At 68.8% G+C, this 9,967-nt stretch carries 9 protein-coding genes; 3 read left to right on the top strand and 6 right to left on the bottom strand.

Annotated features, from left to right (window positions below):
- Window positions 1-187: 187 nt before the first annotated feature.
- On the bottom strand, window positions 188-940 hold the full coding sequence (locus ACFWPX_RS21625) for an isocitrate lyase/phosphoenolpyruvate mutase family protein (protein WP_378913454.1): 753 nt from the start codon (window positions 938-940) through the stop codon (window positions 188-190).
- A 33-nt stretch (window positions 941-973) separates the two neighbouring features.
- Window positions 974-1,459, bottom strand: coding sequence for a redox-sensitive transcriptional activator SoxR (gene soxR, locus ACFWPX_RS21620; RefSeq protein WP_378913453.1), 486 nt, complete (start codon window positions 1,457-1,459; stop codon window positions 974-976).
- 163 nt (window positions 1,460-1,622) lie between these two features.
- On the opposite strand from soxR, the gene arcA reads away from it, so the two are divergent.
- Both arcA and ACFWPX_RS21610 read left to right on the top strand, forming a co-directional pair.
- Window positions 1,623-2,864: an arginine deiminase gene (gene arcA / locus ACFWPX_RS21615; RefSeq protein ID WP_378913452.1), complete on the top strand. Its 1,242-nt coding sequence runs from the start codon at window positions 1,623-1,625 to the stop codon at window positions 2,862-2,864.
- Window positions 2,861-3,226 carry a GntR family transcriptional regulator gene (locus ACFWPX_RS21610; RefSeq protein WP_378913451.1) on the top strand — a complete coding sequence of 122 codons (366 nt, stop codon included), beginning with the start codon at window positions 2,861-2,863 and terminating at the stop codon, window positions 3,224-3,226. Before arcA ends, ACFWPX_RS21610 begins: the two co-directional genes overlap by 4 nt.
- Window positions 3,227-3,236: 10 nt before the next feature.
- Here the strand turns inward: ACFWPX_RS21610 and ACFWPX_RS21605 are convergent, their stop codons facing one another.
- Window positions 3,237-4,841 carry a dolichyl-phosphate-mannose--protein mannosyltransferase gene (locus ACFWPX_RS21605; protein ID WP_378913450.1) on the bottom strand — a complete coding sequence of 535 codons (1,605 nt, stop codon included), beginning with the start codon at window positions 4,839-4,841 and terminating at the stop codon, window positions 3,237-3,239.
- Between the two features lie 177 nt (window positions 4,842-5,018).
- On the opposite strand from ACFWPX_RS21605, the gene rsmI reads away from it, so the two are divergent.
- Window positions 5,019-5,849 carry a 16S rRNA (cytidine(1402)-2'-O)-methyltransferase gene (gene rsmI, locus ACFWPX_RS21600; protein ID WP_378913449.1) on the top strand — a complete coding sequence of 277 codons (831 nt, stop codon included), beginning with the start codon at window positions 5,019-5,021 and terminating at the stop codon, window positions 5,847-5,849.
- Between the two features lie 6 nt (window positions 5,850-5,855).
- Here the strand turns inward: rsmI and ACFWPX_RS21595 are convergent, their stop codons facing one another.
- The 3 genes from ACFWPX_RS21595 to ACFWPX_RS21585 form a co-directional block, all read right to left on the bottom strand.
- On the bottom strand, window positions 5,856-6,983 hold the full coding sequence (locus tag ACFWPX_RS21595) for a glycosyltransferase (RefSeq protein ID WP_378928848.1): 1,128 nt from the start codon (window positions 6,981-6,983) through the stop codon (window positions 5,856-5,858).
- Window positions 6,984-7,096: 113 nt separating this feature from the next.
- Window positions 7,097-8,089: a GAF domain-containing protein gene (locus tag ACFWPX_RS21590; protein WP_378928847.1), complete on the bottom strand. Its 993-nt coding sequence runs from the start codon at window positions 8,087-8,089 to the stop codon at window positions 7,097-7,099.
- Window positions 8,090-8,098: 9 nt separating this feature from the next.
- Complete coding sequence (locus ACFWPX_RS21585) at window positions 8,099-9,967, bottom strand: putative bifunctional diguanylate cyclase/phosphodiesterase (protein ID WP_378913446.1); 1,869 nt, start codon at window positions 9,965-9,967, stop codon at window positions 8,099-8,101.

Here is a 9,967-nt window from a genome sequence, read left to right as displayed (position 1 = left end):
AAAATACACATAACAATAAGTACCTGCGCTACAACATAACCAATAATTAGACGCTTTAATCTCAACACATAAAAAAGGACCCCGCCCGTCACAGTGGAGAGTGCCCACACGTCAACCCCCACAAACCCACCCCCCCCCCCCGAGGGCCCCCACGTCGCCCCCCCCCCCCCCACCACGAGTTCAGTTGCTATTTCCAGGCAGCGAGCAGGTTGGTCGCCTCGGCGCCCAGTGCGGCCTGGAGGAACGGGCCGAAGCTGATGCGGGCCACGCCGAGATCAGCGAAGTAATCCTTGGCCGGGGTGCCCGGCTGGCCGATCGCGTTGATCGGCAGCGGCAGGTCGGTGGTGAGCCTGCGCAGGTCGGCGTCGGCGTGTTTGCCCACGGGGTAGAGAACGTCGGCACCGGCTTCGGCGGCCAGGGTCAGGCGAGCGATGGCGCGGTCGAGGCGGTCGGCCTCTTCGCCGTCCTGGCGCAGGAACAGGTCGGTGCGGGCATTGACCACGACATGCACGCCCGCCGCGTCGGCCGCTTCGCGGAGGCCGCGCACGAGGTCGGCGTGTTCGGCGGGCGAACGCAGGCGCTTGCCTTCGCTGTGCACCGTGTCCTCGATATTGAGGCCGACGGCGCCCGCCGCGAGCAGGCCGTCGATGAGCTGCAGCGGTTCGAGGCCGTAGCCGGATTCGATGTCGACCGAGACCGGGAGCTCCACCGAGCCGGTGACCTGGGCGACGCGGGCGAGCAGTTCATCGAAGCTCATGCCCTCGCCGTCGGCCCTGCCGATCGAGTCGGCAACCGGATGGCTGCCCATGGTCAAGCCCGAAAAACCGGCGGCCACAGCGACATTCGCCGACCACGCGTCCCAGACGGTCGGCAACACCACCGGATTTCCCGGACTGTGCAGTTCGAGCAGAGTCTTCGCCTTGGCATCCAGAGAAGTCATACCCGCGATGATGCCCGAGGCGTCCGACAAGGGCTATACGCAGCCGGATTTCGGCGGGCAGTTCACCTGCACATCGAGCACGCGCGCGCCGGGACCCTCCGCGCCGAGCCGGTCGTGCTCGTTGACGAGTTTGCACGAGCCGAGCGACAGACAGCCGCAGCCGATGCAGCCGGTCAGGTTGTCGCGCAGGCGCACGAGCTGGGTGATGCGGTCGTCTAGATCCTCACGCCAGGTCGTCGACAGGTTCTCCCAGTCACGCCGCGTCGGGGTGCGCCCCTCGGGGAGCCGATCCAAGGCCGACCGGATCTCACTGAGTGGGATACCGACCCGTTGCGAGATGCGAATGAAGGCGACCCGACGCAATGTCTCGCGAGAATATCGACGTTGATTGCCACTGGTTCGACGGCTCGATATGAGACCTTCGCGTTCGTAGAAGTGCAACGCGGACACTGCAACTCCACTACGATCTGAAAGCTGCCCGGGGGTCAGCTCCTTCGTTTGCCAATCGGCCGTCGTCATCTATAGCTCCTCCCACTACCACCTCAACAATACTTCAGGTATTCGTGTCGTGTACGAAAATGGGCGGACCGGGTGGACAGGTCTCGAACATCTACGGGCCACGCATCCCGGCGACTGCGGGTCGCAGCGTGCCGACCTGGCGTTCTCGCATTACATTTTGCAGATGGGAACTGCCCCCGACTCGCGCCTGACCGTCACCTCCGAGGTCGGCCGGCTACGGACGGTGCTGCTGCACCGCCCCGGCGCGGAACTGCGCCGCCTCACCCCGAGCAACAATGACCAACTGCTTTTCGACGGCATCCCCTGGGTCGAACGCGCGCAAGCCGAACACGACGCCTTCGCCACCGTACTGCGCGACCGCGGTGTGGAAGTGCTGTTACTGGCAGATCTGCTGACCGAAACCCTCAGCGCCAGTGGGGCAGCCAGGATCCAGGGCATCTCGGCGGCAGTCCACGCCCGCAGGCTCGGCCACGGCCTGGCCGACCAGCTCGCCGCCGAACTGCGCAAATTCGACGCAGGCGAGCTCGCCGACATCCTGATGGCCGGAATGACCTTCGACGAGCTGCCGTTCGGCCCCGACGCCGCCTCACTGGTGCGGCGGATGCACCACGGCGGCGATTTCGTCGTCGACCCGCTGCCGAATCTGCTGTTCACCCGCGATTCCTCGTTCTGGGTCGGCCCGAAGGTCGCGATCACCTCGCTGGCGCTGCCCGCCCGCAGCCGCGAGACCTCCATCACCGATCTCGTCTACGCCTTCCATCCGCGCTTCCTCGGAGTGCGCAGGGCCTACGAATCGCATACCGCGCCGATCGAGGGCGGCGATGTGCTGCTGCTCGCCAAAGGTGTTGTCGCCGTTGGTGTCGGCGAGCGGACCACGCCCGCGGGCGCGGAAGCGCTGGCGCGCAGCCTGTTCGACGACGATCTCGCGCACACCGTACTGGTGGTGCCGATCGCGCAGAACCGGGCGACCATGCATCTGGACACCGTCTGCACCATGGTCGACACCGACGCGGTGGTGATGTATCCCGGCGTGCGGAAATCGTTGGAGGCGTTCACGATCCGCCGCGAGGACGGCTTCACCGGGCGCGGTGACCTCGAACGCATCAGCATCAGCGGACCCGAACCCTTCCTGCCCGCCGCCGCCGCGGCGATGGGCATCGCGAAGCTGCGCGTGATCGACACCGGCCGCGAGGGACCCGACGCCGAACGAGAACAGTGGGACGACGGCAACAACACCCTCGCCCTCGCGCCCGGCGTGGTCGTGGCCTACGAACGCAACGAGATGACCAACTCGCGCCTGACCGAGGCGGGTATCGAGGTGGTCACCATCAGCGGCTCGGAGCTGGGCTCCGGCCGCGGCGGCCCCCGCTGTATGTCCTGCCCGCTGTCCCGAGACGAGGTGTGAGCATCGTGTTCCACGTCGAGCTGTCCACCGATTCCAGCCAACCGCCGTACGAGCAGCTGCGAATGGCGGTGATCGAACAGGTCCGCGCGGGCACGCTCACCGCGGGGACCAAGATCCCCACGGTCCGCGCGCTGGCCGCCGACCTGGGCATCGCCCCCAACACCGTGGCCCGCGCCTACCGCGAACTGGAAGCCGACGGCGTGCTCGAAACCCGTGGCCGCCAAGGCTCTTTCATCGCCTCCTCCGGCGACCCCACCCGCGACATCGCCAGCCGCGCTGCCGTCGACTACGTCACGACCATCCGCCGGTTGGGGCTGGCGGACTCGGACGCGATCGAGTTCGTCCACCGCGCCCTGGACTGACTCCTCGGTCCTATCGCCAGCTCGGCAGCCAGAGGTGGTCTTGCCAGTTCTGTGGCGTGATGGCCTGACCTGTGAGGATCGGCCACAGCCAGACGAAGTTCGCGATCACCAGGCCCAGATAGATGCTCACGATCAGCAATCCGAGCGCGTACCGCTCGTTCACCGGGGCGGGCAGATAGGTGCCCGTCGGACTGCGCGGTATCCCCGCGGGTCTCGCCGACCCGAGGATGTCGCCGAGCGCCAGCGCCATCCCCATCACCAGGAACGGCGCGAGCACCACCGCGTAGAAGAAGTACATCTGCCGGTCCAGGGTGAGGAACCATGGCAGCAGCCCGGCGCCGTACCCCACCAGCACCGCCGCGTAGCGCCAGTCGCGGCGCACGATCGAACGCCACGCCATCCAGCCGATGAGCGGCAGCGCCAGCCACCACAGCGCGGGTGTGCCGACGGCCATCACGGCCTTCACGCACTGGGCTTCGCCGCAACCGGTGACGGTGCCGTCGGCGTAGTAGTAGAGCATCGGGCGCAGGCCCATCGGCCAGGTCCACGGCTTGGATTCCCACGGATGGTGGTTGCCCGCCGAATTGGTGAGGCTGGAATGGAAGTCGAGGGTCTCGCCCTGGTAGTGCCAGAGCGAGCGCAGCGCGTCGGGCAGGAACGCGAACGCGCCACCGCTGCCGACCTGATTGCCGACCGCGTACCGGAACACCCCGCTCTCGCTGGCGAACCACGCCCAGTACGAGGACAGGTACACCACCAGCGGGATCACCACCAGCGCGTACAGCGCGGGCCCCACATCGCGGATCAGGGTGCCCAGCCACGGCTTGCGCACCCCGTACGCGCGTCGCGCGCTCACGTCGAAGGCCACGCTCAGCAGGCCGAAGAACATGATGTAGTAGATGCCCGACCACTTGGTGCCGCACGCCAGCCCGAGCAGCACACCCGCGCCGAACCGCCACCAGCGCACGCCGAGCCGCGGACCCCAGTCCGAGATGCCGACCCGCCCGGCCAGATCCGCGCGAGCCATGCGCTCGCGGACCTCGTCGCGGTCGACTATCAGACAGCCGAAAGCCGCGGTGACCAGCAGCGACATGAAGATGTCGAGCATGCCGATGCGCGAGGAGACGAAGGTCAGGCTTTCGGCGATGAGCAGTACGCCCGCGAACGCGCCGATCAGCGTCGACCGGGACATCCGGCGCACGATCCGCACCACGAGCAGCACCAGGATCGTGCCCGCCAGCGCCGCGGTGCCGCGCCAGCCCCAGGCGTTGTAGCCGAAGATCGCCTCGCTGATGGCGATGAACTGTTTGCCGACGGGCGGGTGCACGACCAGGCCGTAGGCGGGGTTGTCCTCCACGCCGCCGCCGGTGACCATCTGCCAGGCCTGTGGGGCGTAATGCTTTTCGTCGAAGACGGGAGTGCGCGCGTCGGTGGGATAGTTCAGGTTGGCGAACCTGGTCAGCGCGGCGATGAAGGTGAGCGCCGCGGTGACCACCCAGCCACGCGCGGTGTCGAGCGGGCCGAAATCGGGGGCCGGGCGCAGCGGCGCGGGGCTGACCAACGCCGACACGGGACGCGACGGGGGCATCGCGCGCTCATCGGTCACCGGGATCACGCCCCGATCGTAGGCGGTACGCCCAACGAAGTCCGACCCGACACTGCCGCCCCTGTTCCCCATCACATACGGCCGATCGCCGCACCCCGGTGACCTGACAGAATGGTCGGGCGTCACCTGCATGTGCCGCTCGCCGCTCGCCTGCGGCCCAAGATACCGGAGAGGCGGGACAACACTGTGTTGGTCTTAGCGGCTACCCCGATGGGTGACATCGGCGACGCGTCCCAGCGACTGCGCGACGCGCTCGGTTCGGCAGACGTGGTCGCCGCCGAAGACACCCGCCGCACGAAATCGCTGGCGAAGGCGCTCGGTGTCGAGATCACCGGCCGCGTGGTCAGCTTCTACGACCACGTGGAAACCGCCCGTATCCCCGCCCTGCTCGACGACATCGCGAGCGGCCTGACCGTCCTGCTGGTGACCGATGCGGGCATGCCGTCGGTGAGCGACCCCGGCTACCGCCTGGTCGCGGCCGCCGTCGAACGCGATCTCCCGGTCACCTGTCTGCCGGGCCCGTCCGCTGTCACCACCGCGCTGGCCCTGTCCGGCCTGCCGGTGGAACGCTTCTGTTTCGACGGTTTCGCCCCCCGCAAGGGCGGGCAGCGACGAGAGTGGCTGCGCACCTTGGCATCCGAGCAGCGCGCCGTTGTCTTCTTCGAAGCCCCCCACCGCCTCGCGGACTGCATGACCGACGCGGTCACCGTCCTCGGCCCCGACCGCCGCGCCGCCATCTGCCGCGAACTCACGAAGACCTACGAGGAAGTTGTTCGCGGCACCCTCGGCGAATTGGCCGCCTGGGCCGCCGACGGCGCCCGCGGCGAGATCACCGTGGTTCTCGAAGGCTCCCAACCGGTTTCGGCCGAGCCCGCCGAATTGGTCGACGAGGTAGAGACTTTGGTGGCCGGGGGTATGCGACTCAAGGACGCGTGCGCCGAAGTCTCCGCGGGCCGGGGCGCCTCCCGCCGCGAGCTCTACGACGCCGTCCTGGCCGCCAGGTCCGCCGAAGCCTGACCGCGCTCAGCGCCCGAGCACCGCCAGCATCCCCGCGACCGCGCGCGGCCAGCCGAACTGTTCGGCGCGGGAGCGGGCGGCTCGGCGGCGGCCGTAGGTGGGCATGGCCAGGACGTCGGTGACGGCCTGGGCGAAGGCGCGGGGGCGGTCGGCGGCGATGGCTCCGCATTCGACGGTGACGATGTCGGCGAGGGCGGAGGAGCGGCTGGCCACGACCGGGGTGCCCGCGGCCAAGGCCTCGAGGGCGGCAAGGCCGAAGGTTTCGTGGGGGCCCGGCGCCAGTGAAACATCCGCGGTGGCAAGGAGTTTCGCCACCATCGCGCGTTCGTTGATGAAGCCGGTGAAGTGGACCGCCGGTTCTCCACCTGGCAGGGCGGGCAGGGTGCGGGCCCGGCGTTCGAGTGACTCGCGGCGGGGGCCGTCGCCTGCGATGACCAGTCGGGTGGGTACCCCGGCCCGGTGCAGGGCGCCGACCGCTTCGATGCTGCGGTCGACGCGCTTCTCCACCGACAGCCGTCCGCAGTGCACCAGCATCGGATATCCGTCGACACCGAGATCGGCGCGCAGGCCGAGGTCGCGGCGGCGCGGGCTGAACAGGTCGAGGTCGACACCCAGTGGCACCAGTTCCACGTTCGGCGCACCGATCCGCAGGAACTCCTCGCGCGCGAAGTCGGTGGTGCACACGACCATGTCGTAGTCGGCGGCCGTGCGCCGGTTGGCGACGTCGGCGCAGCGGCGCGCGGCGGGTCCGGGCAGGAACTGGCCGAGCAGCCGGTCGAGGCGCTCGTGCGAGATCATCACGCTCGCCACCCCGCGACGTCCCGCCCACCGGCCGAAACCGCGCAAGGTGAGCCGGTCCGACACCTCGAGCACATCCGGCGACAGCCCGGACAGCACATCGGCCACCCGGCGCGGATCAGCCGCCCGATAACCGCCGGTCCACGGAATTCCCAACGCGGGCAAGGTAATTCGCAGTGCGCCCGTGGGCAGCACCTCTTCCGAACGACGCGACCCCGGCACGATCAGCACCACTTCGTGCCCGGCCGCCACATATCCCTCACCGAGGTGGTGCAGGGCAGTGCGCAACCCACCCGATCGCGGGCCATAGAAATTGGCTAGCTGCACGATGCGCACACGCCGATCGTCGCGCCGCGCGGGTTACCTACGGGTCCTGCCCGAAGAACAGCAGGTGAACAGCGTCGAAAGATGCGCCTCATGGGTGCTGACGGCGACCGGGGCGGCCGGGATCAGGCGGATCGGCCCGCGTCGGCCGACCAGACCCGAAGCAGCCCGTGCCCGGACGCCGCCGCGCTCACGGCGACCAATTCGGCATGCGCCGCGACCCACTCCCCCTGCGCGAACCGCACCCGCAGCGCCAGCCGCCGGGTGATGCCGGGCGTACGGGCCAGATCGTGACACGCGGCCCGCAGCGCGGCCAGATCACCGGGGTCGATGGCGGGGCGCTCCACCAGCCAGCGATCCAGCGGCGGGGGCGGCGGACCTGCCCACTCGTAGATGAGCGCGCTGGTCAGCTCGATGATGCCGACGCCGACGCCGCTGCGTTGCGAGACCGCGCGCAGCATGGCCGCGTCGGGATCGGCGGCGGGCTGTGCGGTGTCGAGTTCGGGGATCGCGTGCATCAGCGCGCTGATCCGGCGGTGCGACGGCACCGCCCTGGTGATCATCTGAAAGTGGCGGACCTCGTCGTCGTCACCGGCCATGTCGACCTCGCCTTGCCACTGTCCACCGTCGTCGATTCGCGCGACCATCGCGAAGTAGTCGATACGGCCGTCGAAGCGCGCCATCCGGCCGAACGCTTCGGGCGGGGTGCGGATCACCCGCACCTGCTCGGGATCCCTGGCGAAGACGAGTTCCTCCAGCCCCGGTCCGTGATGGGCGAGTTCGGTGTCGGCTTCCCAGTCCCACGCGGCGACCAGTCTCGGTGGCGGGATCGGCGTATCGACGGCCCCTGCCCACAGCCGCACCCCGTGGACGCCGCCGAACGCGCACGGCACCGGCTCGGCCACGACCAGCGTGTCCGCCTCGACCACACGCTGTGATCCCCCGCCCGCGGCGCAAAGCCGCACGGCCTCCGCCGCGATCCGCGCTCGGGAAGGCCCGAGAACGCGACGCAACGAGCCGAGCCCTGACCAGTGCCTCGGGTGCGCCCCGGCGGCGACCACCGTCGGTTCACCATCGGAGAGGAGGGTCTCCACCAGAAGCCAATCGTCGGACGGCATCGCCGCGATTCAGCTCGACGCCACGCCCCGGCCCGCCCGCGGCAGGTCGAGGTCGAGCGGAATACGGCCCTCACGCAGGTGCGCTTCGACTTCCTCACCCGGCATCGGCCGGGCGATGAGGAAACCCTGCGCGCGGTAGCAGCCGAGGCCGACCAACGTTCTGGCCGCCATCGGCGTCTCCACACCCTCGCCGACCACGCCGAGGCCGAACGACCCGGCCAACCCGATGATCGATTTCACGATCGCCAGGTCGTCGTCGCTGTCACCGAGCCGCTGCACGAATCCGCGGTCGATCTTCACGGCGTCGACGGGCAGCGCCTTGAGATGCGAGAGCGAGCTGTAGCCGGTACCGAAATCGTCGATGGCGATCTGCACGCCCATCCGTTTGAGGCCGCGCAGGGTGAGCCTGGTGCGCACCAGGTCCTGCACAACGACGTGTTCGGTGATCTCCAGGCAGACCGAGCTGCCATCGATGCCGTACAGGCGAAGAATGTCCTCGATACGCTCGACGAAGTCGGCGCTGACCAGCTGGACCGGCGACACGTTGATCCGGATCACCACATTGGCGGCCAGCCCACGGCGGCGCCAGTCGGCGAATTGCGAGCAGGCCGAACGGATTACCCACCGCCCGAGCTCGCCCGCCAGGTTGGTGGCCTCGGCGACGGCGACGAACGCGCCCGGCGGCAACAGTCCACGGGTCGGATGCTGCCAGCGAACCAGCGCTTCCAGTGCCACGATCCGTCCGGTGCGCAGGTCGACCTCGGGCTGATAGTGCAGCACCATCGACCCGTCGGACACCGCGCTGCGCAGGTTGACCTCGACGTCGTCCTGTAATTCGAACTGGACCCGCATGGCGTCGGTGAACACCGCGATGCCGTTGCCGCCACCGGATTTCGCCGAGAGCAACGCGTGGTCGGCACGGCGCAGCACGTCCGACACCGTCGTCTCGCCGGGCACGCCGAGCGCGACACCGACGCTGACGCCACGGCTCACCGATTCCTGCCCGACCGAGACCCGGCGCCCGACCAGCTCCTGAATCCTGTTCGCTTCCAATTCGGCGGCCACCGCGTCCATCGTCTTGGCAGGCACGATGACGAACTCGTCACCGCCGAGACGCGCGATCATGTCCTCGGGGCCGAAGTTCTTGCGCAGCCTGGCCGCGAGCGTGCGGATGAAATTGTCGCCCGCGTTGTGGCCGAGGAAGTCGTTGAGCGCTTTGAGCCGATCGAGATCGAGGAAGAAGGTCGCGACCGGGCCGTGGTTGCCCGGCGCGAGCCGTTCCTCCATGTGCTCGAGCAGCGCGCGGCGATTCGCCAGGCCGGTGAGATCGTCGTGCGAGGCGATGTAGCGCAGCCGGTCCTCGGCTTCCACCCGTGCCTGTAACTGCGCGAACAAGGCGGCGATCGCCTTGAGCACATTGACCTCACGGGTGGTCCACGCGCGATCCCCGCGCCGGACGAAACCGAGCGCGCCGGTGGATACCCCGCGCGAAACCAACGGGACGCACGCGGTCACCATCGAGGGCATACCGGTGCTCTGCCGGATCATCTCCTGATAGTCGGGGTATTCGTCGCCTCGGCTCACGATGATGGGCTCGACGGCGTTCTCACTGGCCAGGAACAGCGAATCGGCCTCGGCGAACTCGATGACACGCAACGGGTCGGGCTCCGGCACGTACGGCCGGCGCGGCCACTCGGCGATCAGCACCGTCTGGCGCAGTTCGCGCACGGTGTGGCGCAGGTAGGCGAATTCCACGTCGAAGTAGTCGACCAGGCTCGCGAGGACGCGTTCGCTGGCCACGACCATGGTCGTGGCGTCGACACCCATCAACTCCGAGGCGACCTGCGTCACCAACGAGTCGAGGTTTCGCCGAGGCAC

This window comes from Nocardia sp. NPDC058518 (assembly GCF_042719655.1).
GTDB lineage: Bacteria > Actinomycetota > Actinomycetes > Mycobacteriales > Mycobacteriaceae > Nocardia.
Note: the sequence above shows the minus strand (reverse complement) of the source record. Positions and strands in the feature narration are given on the sequence as shown.

What these genes read in the sequence shown, in the direction of transcription:
- ACFWPX_RS21625 (WP_378913454.1), bottom strand. Translation starts at nt 940, where the DNA reads ATGACTTCTCTGGATGCCAAGGCGAAGACTCTGCTCGAACTGCACAGT.
- soxR (WP_378913453.1), bottom strand. Translation starts at nt 1,459, where the DNA reads ATGACGACGGCCGATTGGCAAACGAAGGAGCTGACCCCCGGGCAGCTT.
- ACFWPX_RS21590 (WP_378928847.1), bottom strand. Translation starts at nt 8,089, where the DNA reads ATGCCGTCCGACGATTGGCTTCTGGTGGAGACCCTCCTCTCCGATGGT.
- arcA (WP_378913452.1), top strand. Translation starts at nt 1,623, where the DNA reads ATGGGAACTGCCCCCGACTCGCGCCTGACCGTCACCTCCGAGGTCGGC.